The sequence below is a fragment of the Sphingomonas sp. SDUR79 genome (assembly GCF_056821745.1).
Genome location: NZ_JBPDIN010000001.1, coordinates 3910825 through 3934519 on the forward strand (window position 1 = coordinate 3910825; position 23695 = coordinate 3934519).

Here is a 23695-nt window from a genome sequence, read left to right on the forward strand (position 1 = left end):
CATGGCGATCTACCATTTCTCGGCAAAGGTCATCTCGCGCGCTGCTGGATCATCGGCACTGGCGTCGGCTGCGTATCGCTCTGCTTCGCGGCTGCACGACCAGCGGCTCGACCGCCACCATGACTTCTCGAACAAGGCTGGCGTCGTTCATTCCGAGGTGATGCTGCCGGACGGTACGCCCGAGCATCTGTCGGACCGCGAAGAGCTTTGGAACGCTGTCGAGGCCGCCGAGCTGAGAAAGGACGCGCAGCTCGCGCGTGAGATCGAGTTCGCGATTCCCCGCGAGATGACCAAGAAACAGGGCATCGAACTCGCCCGTGACTTCGTCCGTGACGAGTTTGTCGAGCGCGGCATGATCGCCGATCTCAACGTGCATTGGGATATCGGGGCCGATGGTCTCGCCAGGCCGCATGCGCACGTGATGCTCACCATGCGCGAGGTCGATGAGGAGGGGTTCGGCAAGAAGAACCGCGACTGGAACCGCACCGACTTGCTGGAGAAATGGCGCGAGCGCTGGAGTGAGCACGTCAACGCTCGACTTGCCGAACTCGATATCGATGCGCGGATCGATCACCGCTCGCTCGAAGCGCAGGGGATCGATCTTGAGCCGCAGCACAAGATTGGCCCGGCAGCGTCGCGCATGGCGGCGCAGGGTCTGGAGTCCGAGCGCGCAGCTGAGCACCTCGAAATCGCCCGCGCCAATGGCGACAAGATCATCGCCAACCCGAGCCTGGCGCTCGACGCGATCACCCATCAGCAAGCTACGTTCACCACCCGCGATCTCGCCCGGTTCATCCACCGGCACAGCGATGGCAAGGAGCAGTTCGATTACGTGATGAGCGCGGTGCGCGCCTCGCCCGAGTTGGTGGCGCTGGGCAAGGATGGGCGTGGTGAGGACCGATTCACCTCGCGCGCGATGATCGAAGTCGAGCACCGGCTAATGAACCGCGCCGAACGCCTTGCCGATCGCGAAAGCCATGGTCTCCCGACGGCGACGCTGAACGACGCCATCATCACCGCCAGGAGTAACGGCCTTGTTCTCGGGGGAGAGCAGAAGGCCGCTCTCGATCACATAACAGCACCAGGCGATCTGGCCATCGTCACCGGCTACGCCGGCACCGGCAAATCAGCCATGTTGAGTGTCGCGCGCGACGCGTGGAGTCGCGCTGGCTACGAGGTGCAGGGGCTTGCCTTGTCGGGCATCGCCGCTGAAAATCTGGAAAGCGGGTCGGGAATCGCGTCGCGCACAATTGCGTCCCTTGAGCATCAATGGGGCCAGGGCAGGGACCTGCTCACGGACAACCACATTCTGGTGATCGACGAGGCCGGGATGATCGGCTCTCGCCAGATGGACCGCGTGATATCGGAAGCCGAAAAGCGCGGCGCCAAGGTCGTGTTGATCGGCGACCCCGAACAGCTCCAGGCGATCGAGGCGGGAGCCGCGTTCCGCTCGCTTGCCGAGCGGCATGGCAGCGTTGAGATCACCGAGGTTCGCCGCCAGCACGAGGACTGGCAGCGTGATGCGACGCGGCAGCTCGCCACCGGACGCACGGGCGAGGCAATCCAGGCCTATCAGGAGCATGACGCGGTGCAAGCCGCTGCGACGCGGGAAGACGCGCGCGGCGCGCTGATCGAACGCTGGGATCGCGACCGGGCCGCCGACCCCGGCGCTTCGCGCATCATTCTCACGCACACGCGCGACGAGGTGCAGGCACTCAATGCCGCTGCGCGCGATCGGCTGCGCGCTGCAGGCGCGCTTGGCGACGATGTGACGATCGCCACTGAGCGAGGGGCGCGCCAGTTTGCGGCCGGCGACCGGATCATGTTCCTGCGGAACGAGCGCGACCTTGGCGTGAAAAACGGAACGCTGGGCACCGTGGAAAGCACGAGCCAGGTCCGCATGGCGGTGCAGCTCGACGATGGCCGGTCGATCGCGTTCGACATCAAGGACTATGCGCACATCGATCACGGCTATGCCGCCACGATCCACAAAGCACAGGGCATGACGGTCGATCGCACCCATGTGCTCGCGACGCCGGGCATGGACAGCCACTCGACCTATGTCGCACTGTCGCGTCATCGCGACCGTGTCGATCTGCACTATGGGAAGGATGACTTCGCCAATCAGGGCAAGCTTGTCCGCACCCTGTCGCGTGAGCGCGCCAAGGATATGGCGAGCGACTATGCACAGGAGTCCGAGCGCCGGTTTGCTGAGCGGCGCGGGATCACGTTTCGTGAGCGCGTCGCCGAACTGGCGCGCAAGGTGCCGGAGAAGATGCGCGGCATGTTCGACGGTCTGCGGCTCCCGGTCCAACGACCTGTCGAGCCGGTCAAATCAACCGAAGAAGAGGCCCGCCTGGAGCGTAGAGCCATCGTCCAGCGACACGCCCGTGCGGTGGTCAGCATCTTCGAGAGCTTCGGTAAGGGCGACTCCACCACCCCCGAGCAAGCGAACGAACTTCGCGCCGCGCGCAAGGACCTGAATGCGATCACCGAACATGCGTCGGTCGATCTCGAGAACGCATATAAAAAGGACCGCGGGCTTGCTCGTGAGGCGGCGGGCGGCGTCTTGAAGCGCGTCTCTCAGGCGATGCAATTCAAAGCTGAGCTTCGAACGAGCCCGGCCCGACGCGCTGACCAGTTCGTCGAGCGATGGAAGACGCTCACCGCTCAGGCCCAGCGCGCATACGTGGCGGGGGATTTCGCGGGCCGTAAGTCCGCGCAGAACGCGATGGCCGGGATGGCTCAGAGCCTGGAACGCGACCCGCAGCTCGAATCCCTACTTGCCGCGCGGAAAGTGGAGCTGGGCATCTCCATCGACACTGGGCGTAAGCTCGGGGCGGAGCTCGCCTTCAACCAAGGCATCGATATGGGACGCGGGCGAGGACTGGGGATCGGGATGTAGGCTAGGCGAAAGCGATAATACTCTCCCATGGCATTTGCGATCTGCGCGTCCCAAGATGCTAATCGCTTGTCTATTCAATACGCATCCGACAATCTGCGCCTTGGTTTGCGACCGGGGGTAGAACGCAACTTAATGTCTTTCCTGTTTCTACCACTGTGGCGGTATGCAAACTTCAGCGGACGTGCGAGCCGTCGAGAGTTCTGGTCGTTCTTCGCTCTTTCTGCAGCAGTTTTCATTGCGGTTCTCATTCTTACGGGTCTCAGCGGCGAACCCTCAACACCGAACCGACCGGGCGAAGCGCCGCCATATTGGATCGTCGCATATGTCGTATGGTGGCTAGCCACTCTCATTCCGTGGCTCGCTGTGCAAGTCCGGCGATTCCATGATCAAGGGCGAACGGGTTGGCTAGTAGCGGTTAATGTCGGGGGCTACTTATCTTTTCCTGTCGCCCCTTGGGTAGGTCTGATTCTCATCGTGCTTTCGATGTTGCTGATGGCCCTCCCGGGTGAGCTTGGAGCCAACCAGTACGGCGACTCTCTGATCGACGACGCAAACGCCGATGGCGAAGAAAATTTGGCAAACCAGACCTCCTTGACGGAAGCTCAACCTAAGGTGGGAGCCAGTCCTCATAAGCCTGAGGTGACGAGATACTCCGGTCGACGCGAGGGTGGGACAGCGATCGAACCGGGCATTAAGCTCGGTCAAGATGGTCGTTTCTACGTCCATGGTGATGCTCATGAGTCGTTGCAGGAAGCCCAGCTGGCTATCCCAATCGCGAAACACGTTGATCCATGTGTGCCGGAGGATCCTCGCTTCGAAGTAAAGCAAACCCCTGACGGCCGCTATTCTTGCGCCGGCTATTCATTCTCAACCCGCGAGCAAGCCCACCGCTATTCACAGCAGCGTCGAAATCGATTTGGCGGGTTACAAAGCGCCGTGCGGTCGACAGAATCGGAAACCGAAATCTCCGCAGTGAAGTCTGCCCCCGCCCCGATCAGCGCTATTCGGCCAGGTCAATTACGACCAGAGCCAACTACAAACTCTGATTCAAGTGGCGACGGGAGCAAGAGCGACCCGGGTAAAAAGTTTGTCGAAGAGACGTTGCTGCAAGCAGGAGCTTCCGTTTCCGAATCGCCGGGCGAGCATATGTCCGCGCCGGAGGATCCTCGGTTCGCAGTAAGGCAGACATCCGATGGCCGCTATTCATGCGCCGGCTATTCCTTCTCGACCTACGAACAAGCGCAAAGTTACTCAATCCGCCGTCAGGCCCGGTTTGCAACCTCCCCCCCACGAACCGGCTCGATCTTGACACCGAGACCTGTAGCTGCGCCCGCGAGGCAGGTCACGACTCCGGCAAGCCCCGTTCGGTCGCGCCAATCCATGAGCGGCGGCGGGGTGAGTGCAAGTTCCGCGGCGGTCCGATGGATCGCTTCGCCCACCAAAATTACGGTAGGCGATATCGAATTTAATGCGGAGCTTCTATACGTCGGTGCGCGAACTCGGGAGCAGCGACATTCGCCGCACCGAGCCTTGGTCGATCCCGCTCTGCCCATTGCAAGATACGCAGATAAGGCCGGTAGCACGCTGGACTATTGGCCAAACTATGCCGAGCTACAGCCTCAAGCAAGGCGCGCCTATTTGGAGTGGCTAGCAGCGGGGCGGCGCGATCCGACGACTCCGGTGGGCTATGTCTTCATATTTTTCTACGGTTTGGAGCGTCGGCTGATCGCCGAGAAATCGAAGGCCGACGCCCCAGCGATCCTGCACGAGCTTGGCGAACTGCTGGCAGTCTACGGCTACAACCATTCCTTCCAGCGCTACTGCAAGGCCCTAATCGAAGCGGCCGAAGTGATATTGGAGATGACGCCGACCACGCCGAAGGCAACGCCCGATCTAAGGCTCGGCTGGGAAATCCCGATCAGTGTGCGCGTGCACCTTGGGAAGAAAGTCCGCGACGGCTCCCCCATCGACGCCGAGGATGCGCTATGTTGGACGTTGAGCCACCCCCAGCTTTCGACCAAAACAGCCGTAACGCGCTGTTTCGACGAGTTTCACGCGTTGTGGCACTATCGGTTTCGCGAACGTTTTCCCGGCGGTATCAAGGTCCGCCAACCCAAGGCTCGCATACAGTTCAATTATCGCGCCGCGAGCAGCGAATTCTACGCCAACGCCACCATAGATGACCTTCCCGACATAGGCGCGATCAGCGGTCCCATTTCGAAGTTTGACGCGCTGCTCAGTTCGTGTTCGGAAGAGCTTGATCCACTAAGCCGATTCCTCGGGCGTAGGCCGGAGGAGCGGAAGTCGGTGCTTGCAGCCGCGCTGTGCCCTGCGCCTGTACGAGATCAAAATAGCGAAAGCGGATTTGCCAAAGCGCGCGCAGCGCTTGTTGCAGCGATCGAGAGTGGAGGATTTGGCCAGCTCGCAGTTGCTGCGGTGCTTGATACGCTTCTCCAAGGTTCAGCCGCTGTCGATGCTGAGGCTCGGAAGACGTATCTTAAGCGCTTGGCAGATATCCTAGATGCCATGCGCATAGGTTTCGAGCCCGACAAGCGCTTTGGCCCGCCAGTACCGCTAGCTGACGGCACCATGCTGTGTCTGTTTGAAATGCGAGGTGATACCCAACCGATCGAGAGCCGCGCCAATTACCATTCGGCCCGAACGATGGTGGAAGTTGCGGTTCTCGCAGCCAGAGCGGATGAGGTCGTTGTCCAGGCCGAACTACAATCGATCGTCACTGACTTAGCGACGGTCGCCGGATTAAGTGACGTCGATCAACAGCGATTACATGCCCACACTTTGGCACTCGTGGCCAATCCCCCCAAGCTGCGTGCATCGACAAAACGTCTGCTCGAATTGCCGGACTGCGAGAAGCAATTGGTGCTGACCTCTGTCGTGAACGCCATTGTGGCCGATCAGCGCGTCACTCCAGCCGAGGTCCGATTTCTGGAAGGTCTCTACAAGGCCCTGGGGATGCCCCAGGACGAGGTGTACACTCGCCTACATGCCGGAGCCTCAGCGGTGGTTCCCCAGCCGGAGCGCTCCGCGAGCGGGCAGCCGCGTAACCAGACAGGCGCAATCGACAGCGACAGGCTCGCACGCATTCGACAGGAAACCTCTGCGGTCTCAACAATGCTTGCGTCGATTTTCCGAGAGGAGGAGCCGGAAGCCGTAGCTGCGGCGGTGGCGAATCCAGCCACGGTAAAGCATGCCTTCCCCGGCTTGGATGCTGCTCACACATTCATCCTGCTCAGGTTGACAGCTGAACCGTTCGAAGCCGATGCCTTTGAGGCATTGTGCCGCGAAAACCGGCTGCTTCCGGGCGGTGCGATCGAAACAATCAACGACTGGGCCTTCGACACTCTAGACGACGTTGCAGTAGAGGACGACGACGTCATCTGCATCCAACCCCATCTCATTGAGGCCATCAAGCAAATGAGCGTTGCCGCATGACTCAACTTCCGCCGATCAAACTTCGCGAACGCGACACGATCGTCCAAGCGCTCGCCGCTGGAGTGGTGCCGCGCATCGGCCTTCAGCACATCCAAGTTGGACGCGCACTCGAAGTTGGCGCTCTGATCAAGGACATCAATCGAATCGCGGATGGCGGATCGTCCTGCCGCTTCATCATCGGCGAATATGGGGCGGGCAAAACGTTCTTTCTAAGCCTCATCCGCCTGATCGCTTTGGAACGGCGATGCGTCACCATCCACGCAGATCTTGCCCCTGATCGACGCATCCACGCTACCGGCGGTCAGGCGCGCGGTCTCTATGCCGAAGCCATTCGAAACATGGCGACGCGCACGAAGCCTGATGGCGGCGCGCTTCCCAGCGTGGTGGAGCGCTTCATCAGCGAATCTGTCAAGCAAGCCCATGCGGATGGCGTTCCCGTCGAACCGGTTATCGACAAACGTCTTGGCGCGATTCAGGAACTCGTCGGCGGTCACGACTTTGCCCATGTCCTCAAGGCGTATTGGCGGGGCAGCGAAGAAGGTAATGAAGCGCTCAAGTCGGCGGCGCTGCGTTGGCTCCGCGCCGAGTACACGACGAAGACCGAAGCCCGGCAGGCATTGGGCGTACGCACCATCATCGACGATGCGGACATGTACGACAGCCTCAAGCTACTGGCGATGTTCGTCAGACTGGCAGGGTATACCGGGCTCGTCGTGGTGTTTGACGAGATGGTCAACATCTACAAATTGCAGAGCGCGCAGGCGCGAAACCAGAATTTCGAACAAATCCTGCGCATGGTCAACGACATGCTTCAGGGGAATTCCGAGGGCCTTGGCTTCATATTTGGCGGCACGCCCGAGTTCCTGATGGATAGCCGACGCGGGCTTTACAGCTACGAAGCGCTTCAGTCCCGGCTCGCTGAAAACCAATTCGCGGCCCGTGGGCTCGTGGACATGACAGGGCCGGTGATCCGCCTGCAAAACCTGTCGCCCGAAGACTTTCTCATCCTCTTAAGCAACATTCGGAACGTGTTCGCACTCGGCAATCCGGCGCAATTCCTGGTGCCGGATGAGGCCCTCACGGAGTTCATGGCGCACTGTAACCGCCGCATCGGAGAAGCCTACTTCCGGACGCCCCGCAACACGATCAAGGCCTTCGTACAGTTTCTGGCCATTCTAGAGCAAAATCCATCGCTCAATTGGATCGATCTCATTGGGGACACGTCGGTTGACGACGATCCAGGCGACAGCGACGAGGTCGCCACGGACGATGACGACGAACTATCCTCCTTCTCGCTCTGACGGAATCAGCGCGTTCGACTTGCTTCACCCCGAGGTTCGGCGGTGGATCAGGGCGCAGGGATGGGCGCGCCTGCGCGAAGTTCAGGAGCAAGCAATTCAGAGCATCTGCCGCTCTGGCAAGGATGTGCTGATCTCGGCCACGACCGCGGCAGGCAAGACCGAGGCGGCGTTTCTTCCGCTCCTGAGCCTCGCCGCTGACCGCGCTGATCCGGGCGTCGCCATCCTGTATGTTTCGCCCCTCAAAGCTCTGATCAACGATCAATACCGACGCCTTGAAGATTTGTGCGCTCGCCTGGATTTGCCGGTGGTTCGATGGCATGGGGACGCCCCACAAGGCCCGAAAACAAGGATGCTCAAGGCCCCAAGCGGCGTAATATTGATCACGCCGGAGTCTATCGAGGCGATGCTGATCCGCCGACCGGCTGCTGTCGAAGCGCTCTTCGGCAACCTTGACGCAATTGTTATCGACGAAGTGCACGCGTTTCTGCGTGGACCAAGGGGACTCCATCTGTGGAGCCTTCTCAATCGCATCGAGGCTATATGCGATCGGCGTCCGCGACGTGTCGGACTGTCAGCGACCCTCGGGGACCCCGATTACGCGAAGAAATGGTTGAGCGCGACCGCCGATAGCGGCACACACCTCGTGTCGGTCGAAGGTGGAGGGGCACCCCTCAAAATTCAAGTTCGGGCGTATGTCGATCCGCCTGAGCCGGGCGATGACGCAGCCCTGTTGGAGCGGCAGCCAGAATCAGCACTCGCCCGCATCAGCGCCCACGCATTTGATGTGATGCGCGGCAGCAACAACCTGTTCTTTGCTGGCTCGCGTGCCAACGTCGAAGCGCTCGCTGATCGCCTGAGAGGCATCTCGGAAGACGCATGCGTTCCGAACGAATTCTTCCCGCACCACGGTAGTCTGTCGAAGGAACTGCGCGAGGAACTTGAGGTGCGGCTGAAGGACGGTCGCCTTCCGACGACGGCGATCGCCACGACAACACTGGAACTGGGTATCGACATCGGATCGGTACACGCGGTTGGACAGTATGGAGCGCCGAGGTCACTGTCGTCGTTGAAGCAAAGGCTCGGTCGATCAGGCCGTCGTGAAGGCTCCACGGCCATCTTCCGAAACTACATTCGGGAGAACTGGCTTGCCCCGGACGCCGACCCTCTGGACAAAATACACCTGCCTGTCGCCCAGTCGGTTGCAGCGATGCGGCTTCTCCGCGCCGGTTTCATTGAGCCACCTGAGGCAGATGCATCGCTCCTGTCCGTGGCCGTGCATCAGCTCCTGTCAGTGATCACGCAGACGGGTGGATGCAAAGCGATGAAGCTCTACGCTGTGTTGTGCTCGCGAGGCCCATTCAGCGCGATTTCAAAAGCCGATTTCGCTGATCTCCTGCGCGGCCTCGGTCAAAGCGAGAGCCCGCTCTTGGAACAGGCACCGGACGGAACGATCATGTTGGGGCCAGAAGGCGAACGCCTTGTTTCGTCTCGTGATTTCTACGCCAATTTCAAATCCGGGGAAGAGTGGCGTCTTGTCAATCAAGGCCGTCCGCTCGGTACGTTGCCGATCATCAACACTCTCGTAATTGGCAGCATCCTCGGCTTTGCGGGCCGCCGCTGGCGAGTTGTTACAGTCGATGATCGCGCGAAAGTGGTCGAGGTCGCTGCGCACCCGGCGGGTCGAATCCCAAAGTTCGATCGGATCTCGAACGAACCGATTCACGACCGCCTTGCGCAAGAAATCCATCGCGTACTGAGCGATGATGTGGTCCCCGACTATCTCGACGACATGGCTAAAATGCTACTGATCAGTGGAAGGGCAACCTTTGCCGAGTTTGAACTGTCCACGTCCCGCTTCATTAGCGCCGGCCCGAACACCCACATACTGACTTGGATGGGCTCAGCGACCAATTCGATTCTCGCGGTGATGCTTACCTCGATCGGCTTCGAGTGCGAGACCTTCGATGTCGGTATTACTTTGACGAATGCGTCGCTGGATGATGCCCGTGATGTGATTGCCTCGCTCGATGGATGCCCTCCAATTGAGGAGGTAGGGCAGTTTGTAACGAATCTCGCGGCGGAGAAATTCGACGACTTTATCCCGGAAGCGCTTCTCCGGCGCTTTTGGGTTCGACGCAATGCACACATGCGAGAAGTTGTCAGTGCACTCATACTCAGCTTGAGCAATGAGGCCTGAGCAGCGCGGGAGTTGAACGGCGATCACACCGAGAGCTTCGTGGCTTGCCAGTCGAGCTGGAAAGCGGCCTGCCCTAAGCTGACGCCCGGGACGGTTGGAAAGCCGATCGACAACTGTTGGCCAACTGCGGCAATTTTCACGAACCTTGAGATTGCCTCGCTCGCCGCAACAGCGGGGAAGTGGCAACGCGATCGTTGAAGCCAATTCGATCAGCGGCTGCCTCGGAAGGTCTCGCATTTTGCCATTTTCCGATGGAGGTTGCTAGGCCGCTAAGGGGGCTATTGAGATCATCGGTGAGCACATCGGGGAAGGCTGCCTATGGACGTTTGCGTCGTTCCGTCTTCCGGAAATTGCCTTTGAGCACTTTTCCTCCGTCACGCAGGAAATCGAGATGATCGGACCAATGCTGCATCATGCGCACGCGTTCGTCCCAATACTCGCCACGGGTGTAGGCGCGACGAACCGCGTTGTTGTCGCAGTGGGCGAGCTGCCGCTCGATCGCGTCAGCGTGCCACAGGCCCATTTCATTGAGCAGGGTTGCAGCCATCGCACGGAAGCCGTGTCCGGTCATCTGGTCTTGAGCATAGCCCATCCGGCGGAGGGCCGCGTTGATCGTGTTCTCCGACATCGGTCGATCGGCCGATGTTCGTGAGGGGAACAGGAAGCCGCTATAGTGCGCGTCATGCTCGATCGAGCGGAGGATGGCGAGTGACTGGCGGGAGAGGGGGACGCTGTGAACGCGCCGCATCTTTGTCTTGTGCGCCGGGATGGTCCAGACTGCCTTGTCGAGGTCGATATCCGCCCATTCGGCGAAGCGCAGCTCGCCTGGACGCACAAAGACGTGGGGCAGCAGTCGCAGTGCCGCGTGGACATTTGCGCTGTCCTTGAACGCTTCGATTGAACGCATCAACGCGCCAGCCTCTCGCGGTGTCGTGATGGCGGCGCGATGGACCGGCTTCGGCACGATCAGAGCACCGCGCAGGTCGCTCGCGACATCGCGGTCGGCACGCGCCGTCGCGATGGCGTATCGGAACACCTGTGAGCATGTGCTGCGCAGCCTCTTGGCGGTCTCGTAGCGGCCTTTGCCCTCCATCTTGCGGAGCATCAGCAAAAGCTCCTGCGCGGAGATCAAGGCGATAGGGCGCTTGCCGATCGCTGCGTTGATGAAGCCCAGCAGCCAGCGCAGCTTCTTCATCGTGACCGGCGAGCGACCTTCCTTCTCGACCTTGGAAAGCCACTCGTCGGCTACAGCTTCAAAGCTGTTCGAAGCCGCGACAGCCGCCGCGATGCGATCGAGCTTGATCCGCTCGGCTGGATCATCGCCGCGCGCGAGTACCTTTCGCGCTGCATCGCGCTCCGCGCGCGCTTCAGCGAGGCCGGTCTCGGGCCATACGCCGAAAGCGAGAGTCTTTTGCTTACCGAGATGACGGTAGTTCATCCGCCAGTAGCGACGGCCCGTAGGCGTCACGAGCAGGTAGAGCCCGTCGCTATCGCTCAGCTTGTACGCCTTGTCGCGACTCTTGGCCGCTTTGATCGCCACAACCGACAACGCCATGATGGTATCTCCATCGAAGCGACCGGCGACGTGCCATCAGATATACCATCAGATTGGTGGTATGGAGTGGCTTTTCACCGATCCGACTGGGATGGCTATACCACAAAAAACCGCAGAAAACAGCCGTTTACGGCACGTTTTGGGATGCCTTGGGAAGGCAGCCTGGTGACCCCTACGGGAATCGAACCCGTGTTTCAGCCGTGAAAGGGCCGCGTCCTAACCGCTAGACGAAGGGGCCATGAAGGCGAGGGCGCCGGTTAGGCAAAGCCGCGCGCCGGGTCAAGCGGTTTTCAGTCTGCCCAGGCCGCATCGTCGAGATGAATTTCTGCGGCCGGGCGCGGACCCCAATCGTCGATCTTCGCGCGACCGGCGATCCACAGGCGGCGGTCGCGTGGTGCGCCTAGCAAAGCGAGGCCGAGCGGGGTGTCGGCGGCGCGGAAGGCCATCGCCTTGATGCTGCGCCCGTCATCGCCCGCGACGATCGCGCGGACATGGCCGTTGCCGACCACGTCGCACTTGATCAGCCGCACCGGACCCGCAACCACGCGCGGTGCGGGCCAGCCCATGCCATAGGGGCCACCGGCCTCCATCGCGGTGACGAGGTCGGGATTGACCCCGCCCGGTGCCAGCACCGCATCGAGCAACAGCGCGCGATCGCCCGATGCGCGCTCGACCGCTTCGGCCAGCTTGGCGTTGAGGAAGGCGATAAAGGCCGGGATCTGCTCCTCGGTAACGGTGACGCCCGCCGCCATCGCATGGCCGCCACCCGCGATCAGCAGGCCGGCTTCCTTCGCCGCGATGATCGCCGCGCCGAGATCGACGCCGGAAATCGAGCGACCCGAGCCCTTGCCGATGCCGTCCTCGCCGATCGCGATGACGATGGCCGGGCGGCCATGCTTTTCCTTGAGCCGACCGGCGACGATGCCGATCACCCCGGGGTGCCAGCCGCGCGCGGCGACGACCGCGACCGCGCTTTCGGGCTCCATCGCTTCGGCCGACTGCTGGACCTCCGCCTCGATCGCGCGGCGTTCTTCGTTCAGCCGGTCGAGCTCCTGCGCGATGCCGCGCGCCTCATCCATATCCTCGGTGGTGAGCAGGCGGACGCCGAGGTCCGACTTGCCGACGCGGCCACCGGCATTGATGCGCGGGCCGAGCGCGAAGCCGAGATCGGTGCAGGTCGGGGCGCGGGTCAGGCGGCTCGCCTCGATCAGCGCGTTCATGCCGATGTTGCGGCGCTGGGCCATGACCTTGAGGCCCTGGGCGACGAAGGCGCGGTTGAGGCCCTTGAGCGACGCCACATCGGCGACGGTGCCGAGCGCGACAAGGTCCAGCAGGTCGAGCAGGCGCGGTTCGGCGCGGCTGGCGAAAAAGCCGCGCCCGCGCAACACGCGGACCAGCGCGGCGCCCAGCAGCCAGGCGACCCCGACGGCGGCAAGGTGGCCGTGCGCGCGTCCTTCGTCCTCATCCAGCCGGTTGGGATTGACCAGCGCCAGCGCAACCGGAAGCTCCGACGCGCATTTATGGTGGTCGACCACGATCACCTCGGCCCCGACCGCCTTGGCCTCGGCCAGCGCGTCATAGGCCATCGCGCCGCAATCTACCGTGATGATCAGGTCGGCGCCGTCGCGCTTCAGCCGCACCAGCGCCTCGCCCGAGGGGCCATAGCCCTCCATCAGGCGATCGGGGATATAGGCGCGGGGGGCGAGGCCGAGGTCGCGGAGCAGGCGGACCAGCAGCGCCGCGGAGGTTGCGCCATCGACGTCGTAATCGCCGAACACGGTGACCTGCTCGCCACGCTGCACGGCGTCGGCCAGCCGTTCGGCGGCGCGGTCCATGTCGCGGAAGATCGAGGGGTCGGGCATGAAGGCGCGGATGCTGGGGTTGCGATGCGCCTCCAGCTCTTCGCGCGGGCAGCCGCGGGTGAGGAGCAGCTGGGTGACCAGATCGTCGGGGGCAAAGCCGGGGTCGCGCGTATCCGCCGCCAGCCCGCGCCAGCGCCAGGCCTGGCCGAGGATCGAATGATGGACATTGAGCACGGGAGTCATCGGGGGGCTTTAGCGTGGTTTGGCGGTGGTGGGAATCAATCCTCCAGGATCTTCGAATGCACCCGCGTGTCGCGCATCAGCAGATAGGTCACCAGCGACACCCCGATCATCGCGGTGACATACCAGTAGAAGCCGCGCTCCATCCCCTGATCCTTGAACCACAGCGCCACATAGGGGGCCGTGCCGCCGAAGATCGCGTTGGCCAGCGCATAGGGCAGGGCGACGCCGAGCGTGCGGATATGCGCGGGGAACAGCTCCGCCTTCACCACCGCGTTGATCGAGGTATAGCCGGTAACGATCACCAGCGCGCCCGACATGATCAGGAAGGCGGCGAGCGGGGTCTGCACACTCTCCAGCGTGGTGAAGATCGGCCGGGTGAAGGCGACGCCGAGCACGCCGAAGCCGACCATCAGCGGCTTGCGCCCGATCCGGTCGGACAGCGCGCCGGCGAGCGGCTGGAGACACATGAACACGAACAGGGCGGCGGCGCTGATCTGGGTCGAGACCTGTTTGGTGAAGGCACCGGTGCCGCTGAGGAAAGTGAGGAGGTAAACCGAATAGGCGTAGAAGGCGAGCGTGCCGCCGGCGGTGAGGAGCATCACCAAAGCCGCCTCGCGCCGGTGGCGCAGGAACAGGCCGCCAAAGCTCGACTTGTCCTCCGCCGCCGTGCTGCGATTGGCGAAGCTCTGCGTCTCGGGCAGGTTGCGGCGGAGCCAGAATACGCCGACCGCCAGTGCGCCGCCGATGAAGAAGGGGATGCGCCAGCCCCACTCCGCGAGCGCGGTGTCGGCCATAGCCGCCTGCAACGCGAGCAGCACGGCGAGCGCGACTAGGTGGCCGGAAATCAGCGTCACATATTGGAAGCTGGAATAGAAACCGCGCCGCTCCTTGCCCGCCATTTCCGACAGATAGGTCGCGCTCGCGCCATATTCGCCGCCGACCGACAGGCCCTGCATCAGCCGCGCGACCACCAGCGATACCGTCGCCCATGTGCCGATACTGTCATAGCTTGGCGTCACCGCAATCAGCATCGACCCGCCGCACATCAGCGTGACCGAGAGCGTGAGGCCAGCCTTGCGCCCACGCCGGTCGCCGTAAATGCCCATCAGCCACGCGCCGATCGGACGCATGAAGAAGCCGACCGCAAAGATCGCCCACACGTTGAGCGATTGCGCCAGCGGGTCGCCCTTGGGGAAGAAATGCGGAGCGAGATAGCTGCTGAACGCGGCATAGGCGTACCAGTCATACCATTCGACCAGATTGCCGGCCGACCCGCCAAAGATCGATTTGAGCCGCTGGCGCGTGTCGAGCGCGGTGCTCATCGTCCAACGGCCTGCGTCAACTTGCGCCGCGCGAACTGCGCGCCCAGCGCGACCGGTGCGGTCCAACGTCGCCACCACGGCGCGTCGGGGCTGTAGGACGAGGCTTGGACGAGCATCAGGCGCAATTCCTCCCGGCGATAGGTCCAGCCCGGCATGAACCGCAATTTGTCGAGATAGACAACCAGGTTGCGATCCCAATCGACCTCACGCAGCGTCGCGCGATGCGGGGCGGTCAGGTCGCGCAGCCCCGCCGCCGCCAGGCGACGGGCCTGGTGCGAGAGCGCGTCGGGCGGGGGACAGGTGGAGTCACCGAACAGGGTCGCCGCCAGCGCGAGCGCGCTGTCATGGATGTGGCACGCGCCCAGCTGTGCGGCGCAGGCGCGGGCGGCGGCGCGTTGTTCCGCGCTGCTGCATCGGTTCAGCGCCGCGAAATCGGCGATCCATTTCAACCGGTGCCAGTTGGTCCTGGCCCCATGGACGGCGAGATAGACAAGCTGTTCGGGGCGGGCGAGCGTGGGCAGCGTTCGGCCGGTACCGAACGCCACCGCTTCGCGCGGCGAATCCATGCCCAGCGTGGGCACCAGCGCGCGGTTGATGAACAGGCGGGTGTGGAGTTCGACCGTCACCTTGTCGGTCGGGTCACGCCAGTGGCTGTCCTTGCGCACATGGTCGAGCGAACCCGGGGCGGCGCGATCCTGTCCGTCCATCGAGTCATAGCCAAGCGCCCGCATCGCCGCGAACGCATCCGTCCGCGCGCCGGGGCGGATCAACAGGTCGATGTCGTGCGACGGTTTGGCCGCGACATTGCCATAGGCCAGCATCGCAAGTGCCGGACCCTTGACTGTGATCCAGTCGATCCCGCGTTCGGTAAAGGCCGCGCCGATGCGGCACAGTTCCACGGTCTGCGCCATGGCGAGCATGCCGTCGCGGCGGGCGATCGCGGCGCAGCGATCGGCGATGATGGGCGGCACGGCCGGAACGGTGCGGAGCGCATTGGCGACAAGTGGCATCACCCGGTGCTGTGCCGCATCGGTGAGTACTGCATCCCAATCGGTCACGCGCGCCGCCGCAGCATCGATGGCCGCGCGGCGCAGGGCGTCGTCCGGCCAGCGGCACGATGCGGCGAGAAAGCCGAAAGAATCCGTCACGTCACTCACAAGTTGCGGCTTTTGCACCGTCGTCCCCCAACCTTCCCTGGCGCGCAGCCCCTTCTGCAGCTTGCCGGTCGTCAGAACGATCCGGGTACTTCGCGCTGTGCCGTGCTGGGCCGCTGCGGGCTGAGCAGCTCGAGCCCGCCCTTGCTGCTCCGCGCGCCTTCCATGCTGGATGTTGTGATCGGCGTACAGCTGCGCCCGGCAAGGAAATCCAGCGCCGTCTTGATCGATGCCTCCTGCGGGTCGCCGAGCGGCCGGGTCACGTCATCGCTGGCCTGACAGGTTGCGCCCATGAACCCGGCAAGGCCGGTATAATATGCACCCTGGCGCGCGCTGTTTTCGGTGGCAAAGGCGACGACACGCAGTCGGTCGTCGCACGCGCTGCGGTCGACCGCGATCTGGCCGACCGGCTTGCCATAGGTGTTGGTGCCCACAAGCGCCGCCCGGTTGCCGAGCAGCGGGATAAAGGTGTTCATCACCAGCTCGCTTGCCGATGCACTCCCGCCAGTGCCGATAAAGGCGATGCGCGTCGGCGCGATCGACTGGGCCTGTGGACTGAAGAAGGTGGTTTCGTTGTTCGACGCCTTGGACGCGCGGAACGTCGTATAGTTCGCGACCTGGCTGGTCGTCCGGTCGCGTGCGAGCAGGTTGTTGATCAGCGTCGCGATCGAAACCAACCCGCCACCATTATAGCGCAGGTCGATGATCACCTCGGTCACCCCCTGTGCGCGGAAATCGGCGAATGCGGAACGCAGCGGCGATTCGGCGGTGTTGATGAAGGTGCGCAGGTTGACATAGCCGACCTTCTTCCCGCCATCGTCGATGATCTTCGCACCATAGCGCGACGAGACTGGCGTCAGCGTGTAGGTCGCGCGGGTGATCGTCGCGGTCTGTTCCGATCCACCGAGCGGGCGGAAGCGGAAGGTGCGCGTGTCGCCGTTGAGCGCATTGGTGATCCCCGCGGATCCTTCGCTGGCGATGATGTCGCTGACAGCGCGCAGCGTCGCCGCGCTGGCCCCGATCGCCAGAATCTCGGTCCCGCGATCGATGCCGGCGGTCAGTGCCGGCGTCCCTTCGAATGATTCGGCGATGAAGAGGCGGCGCGCGACCGAATCGACCGACAGCCGCACGCCGAATCCCGCATTTGAGCCGGAATTATAATAGGCATTCTCCTCGGCGATCGAGGTGATGTAGGTGAAATACCGGTCCTTGCTCTGCGCACGCGCGGTGGCGGTGAGCGCGTCGATATAATCCTGCACCGTGGCGTAGGGCGTCGCGCTGAGGCTGGTCGGCAGCGTCTCGGGGAAGAGATACCATTCGTTGAGCTGCTGTGCGGCCCAGGACTGGCGCGAACTCAGCGAACAGGTGCCGGTCGGGGCGGGCGTCGACCCGCCGTTACCGCTGCTGATCGATCCGCTGCCCCCGCCGCCACAGGCGGACAGCAGGGCAAGAGTGGTGACGGCTGCAGTAAGGCGTTGCGAATGAAGCGAAAACTTGCGCATAATGGCGCAGGTTATCGCAACCGCCGCATCACGTCATGCGGTAAATGTGGCACGTTTGTCGCACCCCGGCGCGATTGCGGGCCGGAATCGCGCATCAATCGTCGAAACCGCCGCGCTGCCTTGTGTTTCCGCCAACCCTTTGCTAGTGGCGCGTCCCAACGCCCGGGGCAGGAGCTTCGGCGATCCCTGTTCTGTTGAATAAGATTCTGGAGTTGAGACGGACTTATGCAAATCATCGTTCGCGACAATAATGTCGACCAGGCGCTGCGGGCGCTCAAGAAGAAGCTGCAGCGTGAGGGCGTCTATCGCGAGATGAAGCTGCGCCGTCACTATGAAAAGCCCAGCGAAAAGCGCGCCCGTGAGCGTGCCGCTGCGGTCCGTCGTGCGCGCAAGCTTGAGCGCAAGCGCATGGAGCGCGACGGCGCCCGTTAAGGCCCGATTCGCTGTCGGTGCGCCGCGCGTGCCGACAGCGTGACATTTGTGATCGTTCGCCGCGCCGCGGGCCGGCCATTTCAGGATAGCTGAGCCATGTCGTCCGTCACCGCCGTGCCGATCGCGCCGACCAAGCGCAGCGCTCTTGTCTGGCTGTGGCTCGGCATCATCGTTGCGATCGCGGGTGCGGCGGCGCTCGCCTGGGTCGGGACCGGCACGCCGGCCATCATGGCCGCGGTTCCGAATGGAACGTTTCTCGCGAAGAACAAGTTGACCCCCGGGGTCACCGAGACCGCGTCGGGCCTGCAGATTCAGACGATCACCGAAGGGACCGGCGCAAGCCCGACCGACAGCGACGTGGCGCTGGTCAACTACAAGGGCATGCTGCGCAACGGCAAGGAATTCGATGCCAGCCAGCAGCCGACTCCGCTGCCCGTCGCTGGTATGATCCCCGGCTTCACCGAAGCGCTCAAGCTGATGAAGAAGGGCGGCAAGTACCGCATCTGGATCAAGCCTGAGCTGGGCTATGGCAGCGTGGCAAAGTCCGATCCGCGTACCGGAGCCGTCGGTATCCCGGCCAATTCATTGCTGGTCTTTGAGGTCGAGCTGCTCGAATTCCTGCCGATGAGCGTCTATCAGCAGATGATGCAGCAGCAGATGGGTGGCGCTCCGGGCGGCGCTCCCCCGCCCCCGCCGGGCAACTGATCGGGCATTCTGCTGCCGACATGAAAAAGGCGAGGCCGCAAGCCTCGCCTTTTTCATGTTTGGTGATCCGATTGATGGTTTCATTCCGTTTGTGCTGAGCTTGTCGAAGCACCATTTCTGCGCGCAGTGGCGATGGGCTGCCGCCCCTTCGACAAGCTCAGGACAGGCCCTTCGACAAGCTCAGGGCAAACGGGGGGTGGGAATGACGGGCTGTCGCTCTGCGGGCCGGATCAGAGCGTCCAGCGGCCCGTCGCCGCACCTGCGCCCGGCACTGCATTCTTGAGGTCCGCGAACAGCCCGCCCGGTGCGACCAGTGCGGAGAGGCGATCGGGCCCCATCGCGACATAGTCGTTATGCGTTACGGCGAGCAACACGAGGTCGTACTGCTCGCCCAGCGCAGCCTCGCCCGCCAGTTCCAGCCCATATTCATGGCGCGCCTCGTCCGCATCGGCGAGCGGGTCATGGACCGTGACGGCATGGCCCAGTTGAGCCAGACGCGCGATCATGTCGGCGACCTTGGAGTTGCGCAGGTCGGGGACATTTTCCTTGAAGGTCAGCCCCAGCACCAGCGCGCGTCCGGCAACACCGCCGCGCAGGCCGTGCAGACGGTCGGCGATCCACCCGGCCATCGCGTCATTGGTGCTGCGTCCGGCGAGAATGACCTGCGGGTTGTGACCCAGCATCTCCGCCTTGTGGCTGAGGTAGAAGGGATCGACGCCGATGCAGTGGCCACCGACGAGTCCCGGGTGGAAGGGCAGGAAATTCCACTTGGTCCGCGCCGCTGCCAGCACGTCCCAGATCGACAGGTCCATCGCCGAGAAGATGCGTGTAATCTCGTTCATGAAGGCGATGTTGATGTCGCGCTGCGCGTTCTCGATCACCTTGGCGGCTTCGGCGGCGCGAATCGATGCCGCGCGGAACACGCCGCCGCTCGTCACCTGTTCGTAGAGCGCGGCGACGCGGTCGAGCACTTCGGGGGTCTGGCCCGAAACGACCTTGGTGATCTTGTCGATCGTGTGTTCGCGGTCACCCGGATTGATCCGCTCGGGCGAATAGCCAAGGAAGAAGTCCTTGCCGCTGACCAGCCCCGTGATCCGCTCGATCTCCGGCCCGCACAACTCTTCGGTTACGCCGGGATAGACGGTGCTTTCATAGACGATGATCGGCGCGCGGCTCGCGTCGATCATCCCGGCGACGGTGCGGGTCGCGGCCATGACGATGCGCAGGTCCGGCTTGTTGTCGGCATCGACCGGGGTCGGCACGGTGACGATGATGAAGTCCGCAGCGGGGCAATCGGCGGGATCGCTGGTCAGCTTCAAGCTTGAAGCCGCGAGGCGATCGGCATCGATCTCTCCGGTACGGTCATGGCCGTCCTTGAGCTCGGTGATGCGCCCGGTGTCGATGTCGAGCCCGATCGTGTCGAACCGCTTCGCCAGTGCCACGGCCAAGGGAAGCCCGACATAGCCAAGGCCGACGACAACGACGCACGTTTCCGGCCGATTAGCTGACGACATTCACGGTCCCCCGCCCATGCCCGACGGGGCAGGTCTGGCGCGCCCTTTCGCAAAGAGCCAAGGGGAAGGCAAGCGCAGTCGGCGCGCAGAAAGTCTTGATATCCATTGGCGCCGACCGTAAACGCCACGCCGATTGGAGGCGAGGTTCCGTGACAGCCAAGACAGCCGATGCGGTGGATTGGCACGAGTCCATCGCCGAATCCTTCCAGGCCGGATATGATCATTCACCCCGCTTTCGCGAGCGGCTGGCGCTGTGGCGCGGCCTGATCGGTCGCCATGTCGCGCCGGGCGATCGCGTGCTCGACGCGGGATGTGGCGCGGGTACGTTCAGCTTTGAAGCGGCGCGGGTCGGCGCGGCGGTGACCGCGATCGATGGCAGCGCGGCGATGATCGCGCTGGCGCAGAAGCGGCAACAGGAACTGGGGCTCGCCGATATCAGCTTCGAAGTGGCGCTGCTCGACAGCCTGTCGGCGCGGCCGGCGGGCACGTTCGACGTGGTGCTCAGCTCGAGCGTGCTGGAATATCTGCCCGATCTTGCCGGGGAAGTTGCGCGGCTGGTGCGGCTGCTCAAGCCCGGCGGGCGGTTGATCCTGTCGCTGCCCAACAGTGAATCGCTGTATCGCAAGGCAGAGCGGATCGCGTTCGGGCTGACCGGACGGCCGCGTTATTTTGCGCACGTCAAATCAATGGCGAGCGCGGCTCAGTTGACGGCGTTGTATCGCGATCTCGGCGTCTTGCCGCTCGAACATCATTTCTACGCCGCACCGCCGGGGGATCGCGTGCTTGCGCAGCTGGGCGGTGCCCAGCGCAGCAAGACGCTGCTGGTGATGGTGGGGCAGCTGGGGTGATCGCCGATTCTGTTGCCGGATCGTCACGGCGGCGTAAGAATGCTCAGGAAAAGGATTTTATAACGCCCGGTGGGACAAATGACTGATTCTGTCGATTCGCGGTCGGCCGGATTTTCGGTTATATCGTCGGCCTGTCCGACCCTGTCGAAGCCTTGCCGTGTCGCCGAGTTGCGGCGCGAGGAGGGCGGGCCGGGTGACAGTTGGGGGTCCAGAGCGTTGGGAGGCTCGGCTTAACATGCGTGAACCGCTCATCTGCGGCCCCGCTCATGGGGGTATGGAATGTTGAAGATGCATGCCGAGCTCACGCATCGGCCGCGCAACAGTCTGTTCGAATCCATGCGGGTCGAACTGCTGCTGCTGCTCGCGCTTGCGGTCGCGGTTCCGGCGCCGTTGCTGGGCCGCTATCTGCTGCCCGGCATCGCGGCGCGTCCGATCGACTATGCCGTCGTTGCGGCGGCATTCGGCGTGGGGCTGGGCGTCGTGCTGCTGCGCCGCGTCTCGTCCTTTCCCGGCACGACGGTGTTCGGGTACATCCTTCCGTCCTTCGTCAGCTCCTATGGCATCGCGCTGGCCGCGCTGCTCCTGGCCCGCGCGGACTATAGCCGCCTCTATCTTGCCGCTTCGTTCCTGATCGCGGTCGCTGCGGCATTCGCCCTGCGCTTCCATCTCGACCGGACCACGGCGCTGCGATTCTATTACGTCACGACCGGCGACATGTCGGTGGTCGACCAGACGCCTGAGGTTGAGTGGATTCCGCTGCTCAGCCCCGAGGTGCCGACGGTGCGGCGCGCCGTGATCGTTGCCGATCTGCGCCACGATCATCCCGATGCATGGGAACGCATGCTGGCCGAGGCGGCGATCCGCGGCCATCTCGTCTATCACGTCAAGCAGGTTGCCGAATCGCTCACCGGCCGTGTGGCGATCGAGCATTTGTCGGAAAACAGCTTCGGCTCGCTGATGCCCAATTTGGCCTACGTGAAGATCAAGCGACTGATCGATATCATCGGCACCTTGTTCATGATGCCGGTGCTGTTGCTGGTGATGGGTGTCATCGCGGCGGCCATCCGGCTCGATTCGCGTGGAACGGTGTTCTTCACCCAGAAGCGCATGGGCTTTCGCGGCGAGCCGTTTACCGTGATCAAGTTCCGCACCATGCGCCCGCGTGACGAGCGCGCCGACCGCGACGATTGCGTGACGCAGGATGAGGATGACCGCATCACCCGGATCGGGCGGTTCCTGCGCCGCAGCCGGCTCGACGAGCTGCCCCAGGCGTTCAACGTGCTACGCGGCGAGATGAGCTGGATCGGCCCGCGGCCCGAGGCGATCCCGCTGTCCGAATGGTATGAAGCGGAAATTCCGCATTATCGGTATCGCCATATCGTGCGACCGGGGATCAGCGGCTGGGCGCAGGTCAATCAGGGGCATGTCGCTGACCTGACCTCGGTCAACCTCAAGCTCCATTACGACTTCTTCTACATCAAGAACTTCTCGGCCTGGCTCGACCTGCTGATCCTGTTCCGCACGCTTGCCACCGTGGCTACCGGATTCGGCGCGAAGTAACCGGGTTAGGCCGGTTGGCGGGACCGCCCCGGTCGCCCGACACGCTACCGACAGCATGAACGGGTTACCGGTGCCGTGCGTTCAGCGACGCTGAACCCGATTAACTGCGCGTCGCCGTCCAGATGCCGCGACTGTCGTGGATCAGCTTGCCCGCGCGCTGTTCGGGCTGGACCGCCTTGAACGCGTCGTGATCGACCAGCAGGACCAAAACGTCGCATTCGGCCAGCGCCGCCTCGAGCGGGATCAACTGAGCCCCCGTCCCTTCGAACGCGCGCGGCAGGGTGTCGATGTGCGGCTCAACCAGGCGCACGCGCTCCCCGAACCGCTCGGCCAACAGCTGTGCCACGCGCAGCGCCGGGCTTTCGCGCAGATCGTCGATATTGGGTTTGAAGGCGAGGCCGAGGCAAGCGATGCGGGCATCGGGTGCCGATTCCGCCAGCGCGGCGGCGCGGTCGAAGCTGTAGCCGATCTTGCCGTCATTCACCTCACGCGCGGTGCGGATCAGCCGGGCATTGGCCGGGTCGCTATGCACGATGAACCACGGATCGACCGCGATACAATGACCGCCGACGCCGGGGCCGGGCTGGAGGATGTTGACGCGCGGATGGCGGTTGGCAAGGCGGATTACCTCCCACACGTCCAGCTTCAGCGTGTCGCACACGATCGACAATTCATTGGCAAAGGCGATGTTGACGTCGCGAAATGAATTTTCGACCAGCTTGCACATCTCGGCGGTGCGCGCCGTGGTGACGATGCACTCGCCCTCGACGAAACGCTTGTAGAAGGTGGTGGCGCGATCCGCGCAGGTCGCGCTGATGCCGCCGATCGACCGGTCATTGTCGACGAGTTCGAACAGGATCTTTCCGGGCAGCACCCGCTCCGGGCAATAGGCCACGCAGACATCGGCCATATCGTCCCACCCCTGTGGGAAGTTCAGGTCGGGGCGGGCGGCGGCGAACAGGTCGCGCAGCTGTTCAGTCGTGCCCACGGGCGAGGTCGATTCGAGGATGACCAGATCGCCGCGCTTGAGCACCGGCGCGATCGTCTCACCGGCCTTGAGCACATAGCTGATATCGGGGCGGTGCTCGTCATCGAACGGCGTCGGCACGGCGATCACGAAGACGTCGCACGGTTCGGCCGACAGCGATGCGGCGAGGTGGCCCGACGACACGACCTGATGCACCAGCGCGTCGAGATTGGCT

The 23695-nt window shown here is 63.3% G+C and carries 15 protein-coding genes and 1 tRNA gene; 8 read left to right on the forward strand and 8 right to left on the reverse strand.

Annotation, left to right across the window (positions count from 1 at the left end; all coding sequences use genetic code 11):
* The first annotated feature begins 1 nt into the window (after position 1).
* The 4 genes from traA to ACRYLO_RS19120 are packed head-to-tail and all read left to right on the forward strand — an operon-like array spanning position 2 to position 9856.
* Complete coding sequence (gene traA, locus ACRYLO_RS19105) at positions 2 to 2905, forward strand: Ti-type conjugative transfer relaxase TraA (RefSeq protein ID WP_482661630.1); 2904 nt, start codon at positions 2 to 4, stop codon at positions 2903 to 2905.
* A 27-nt stretch (positions 2906 to 2932) separates the two neighbouring features.
* On the forward strand, positions 2933 to 6358 hold the full coding sequence (locus tag ACRYLO_RS19110; protein WP_482661631.1) for a TerB N-terminal domain-containing protein: 3426 nt from the start codon (positions 2933 to 2935) through the stop codon (positions 6356 to 6358).
* Positions 6355 to 7659, forward strand: a complete 1305-nt coding sequence (locus ACRYLO_RS19115; RefSeq protein WP_482661632.1) for an ATP-binding protein — start codon at positions 6355 to 6357, stop codon at positions 7657 to 7659. The genes ACRYLO_RS19110 and ACRYLO_RS19115 overlap by 4 nt, the downstream gene beginning before the upstream one ends.
* Positions 7628 to 9856, forward strand: a complete 2229-nt coding sequence (locus ACRYLO_RS19120) for a DEAD/DEAH box helicase (protein WP_482661633.1) — start codon at positions 7628 to 7630, stop codon at positions 9854 to 9856. Before ACRYLO_RS19115 ends, ACRYLO_RS19120 begins: the two co-directional genes overlap by 32 nt.
* Before the next feature lie 316 nt (positions 9857 to 10172).
* Here ACRYLO_RS19120 and ACRYLO_RS19125 read toward each other — a convergent pair whose 3' ends face one another.
* The 6 genes from ACRYLO_RS19125 to ACRYLO_RS19150 all read right to left on the reverse strand — a co-directional run bounded on the left by ACRYLO_RS19125 (position 10173) and on the right by ACRYLO_RS19150 (position 17434).
* Complete coding sequence (locus ACRYLO_RS19125; RefSeq protein ID WP_482661634.1) at positions 10173 to 11411, reverse strand: tyrosine-type recombinase/integrase; 1239 nt, start codon at positions 11409 to 11411, stop codon at positions 10173 to 10175.
* Between the two features lie 163 nt (positions 11412 to 11574).
* Positions 11575 to 11649 (reverse strand) — tRNA-Glu (locus tag ACRYLO_RS19130).
* Between the two features lie 52 nt (positions 11650 to 11701).
* A complete protein-coding gene (gene recJ / locus ACRYLO_RS19135) occupies positions 11702 to 13456 on the reverse strand; it encodes a single-stranded-DNA-specific exonuclease RecJ (protein WP_482661635.1) in 1755 nt (584 codons plus the stop codon).
* A gap of 35 nt (positions 13457 to 13491) precedes the next feature.
* The gene (locus tag ACRYLO_RS19140; protein ID WP_482661636.1) at positions 13492 to 14778 is read right to left on the reverse strand and encodes an MFS transporter; all 1287 of its coding nucleotides are present in this window, start codon (positions 14776 to 14778) and stop codon (positions 13492 to 13494) included.
* A complete protein-coding gene (locus ACRYLO_RS19145) occupies positions 14775 to 15926 on the reverse strand; it encodes a nucleotidyltransferase family protein (RefSeq protein ID WP_482661637.1) in 1152 nt (383 codons plus the stop codon). Before ACRYLO_RS19145 ends, ACRYLO_RS19140 begins: the two co-directional genes overlap by 4 nt.
* Positions 15927 to 16006: 80 nt before the next feature.
* A complete protein-coding gene (locus ACRYLO_RS19150; RefSeq protein ID WP_482661638.1) occupies positions 16007 to 17434 on the reverse strand; it encodes a S41 family peptidase in 1428 nt (475 codons plus the stop codon).
* 225 nt (positions 17435 to 17659) lie between these two features.
* Here ACRYLO_RS19150 and rpsU point away from each other — a divergent pair, with 225 nt between their 5' ends.
* Positions 17660 to 17866, forward strand: a complete 207-nt coding sequence (gene rpsU, locus ACRYLO_RS19155) for a 30S ribosomal protein S21 (RefSeq protein WP_010162663.1) — start codon at positions 17660 to 17662, stop codon at positions 17864 to 17866.
* Between the two features lie 96 nt (positions 17867 to 17962).
* The gene (locus ACRYLO_RS19160) at positions 17963 to 18571 is read left to right on the forward strand and encodes an FKBP-type peptidyl-prolyl cis-trans isomerase (RefSeq protein WP_482661639.1); all 609 of its coding nucleotides are present in this window, start codon (positions 17963 to 17965) and stop codon (positions 18569 to 18571) included.
* A 230-nt stretch (positions 18572 to 18801) separates the two neighbouring features.
* Here ACRYLO_RS19160 and ACRYLO_RS19165 read toward each other — a convergent pair whose 3' ends face one another.
* Complete coding sequence (locus tag ACRYLO_RS19165; RefSeq protein WP_482661640.1) at positions 18802 to 20085, reverse strand: nucleotide sugar dehydrogenase; 1284 nt, start codon at positions 20083 to 20085, stop codon at positions 18802 to 18804.
* 149 nt (positions 20086 to 20234) lie between these two features.
* Between ACRYLO_RS19165 and ACRYLO_RS19170 the strand changes: the two genes are divergently transcribed.
* Together ACRYLO_RS19170 and ACRYLO_RS19175 are read left to right on the forward strand one after the other, a co-directional pair.
* Positions 20235 to 20933 carry a class I SAM-dependent methyltransferase gene (locus ACRYLO_RS19170; protein WP_482661641.1) on the forward strand — a complete coding sequence of 233 codons (699 nt, stop codon included), beginning with the start codon at positions 20235 to 20237 and terminating at the stop codon, positions 20931 to 20933.
* 279 nt (positions 20934 to 21212) lie between these two features.
* Positions 21213 to 22493: a sugar transferase gene (locus ACRYLO_RS19175; protein WP_482661642.1), complete on the forward strand. Its 1281-nt coding sequence runs from the start codon at positions 21213 to 21215 to the stop codon at positions 22491 to 22493.
* A 100-nt stretch (positions 22494 to 22593) separates the two neighbouring features.
* Here ACRYLO_RS19175 and wecC read toward each other — a convergent pair.
* A partial coding sequence (gene wecC / locus ACRYLO_RS19180; RefSeq protein ID WP_482661643.1) for a UDP-N-acetyl-D-mannosamine dehydrogenase occupies positions 22594 to 23695 on the reverse strand: 1102 nt, incomplete at its 5' end.